1 protein-coding gene is annotated in these 569 nt (G+C 62.7%); it reads left to right on the forward strand.

From position 1 onward, the window contains the following. Nucleotides 1-438 (forward strand): DMT family transporter (locus AC1D0P_RS27460; protein ID WP_477679620.1); only part of this gene is annotated, 438 nt, incomplete at its 5' end. Nucleotides 439-569 lie beyond the last annotated feature (131 nt).

Genomic DNA, 569 nt, shown 5'->3' on the forward strand with positions numbered 1-569 from the left:
GCGCTCTCGGCGATCGCCATGGTGCATGTGCGGCAACTGGTGCGGACCGAGAACACGCCCACCATCGTGCTTTATTTCTCGCTGTCATCGAGCTGCTTTTCGTTGCTGACGTTACCGTTCGGCTGGGTCGGGATGAGTCTGGCCTCAGCCGGGCTGTTGATTGCCGCGGGCTTCTTCGGCGGCGTCGGGCAGATCCTGCTGACGGAGAGCTATCGCTACGCGGACGTCTCCGCAGTGGCGCCGTTCGAATATACCTCGATTATCTGGGGCACGATTTCCGGCTATCTGCTGTTCAACGAACTGCCGGATGAGACACTGATCCTCGGCACCGCAATCGTCATCGGCTCGGGCATTTACATCATCCATCGTGAGCACCAGCGGCGCAGAGAATTGCTGGCAGCGACCGGGATTGTGAGTCCTATCGCACCGGACGCTTGAGGATGCGCCAGCCCGCATAGCCGCCATAAAACACGAACCCGGCCGCCAGCAGCAGCGGCAAGCCGCGGGCGCCGGCCATGGAAATTGCCGGGCCGGCGAGCAGCGGGCCGACGATGACACCGAGCCCGTAG

The sequence above is a fragment of the Polaromonas sp. P1_G2 genome (assembly GCF_056405515.1).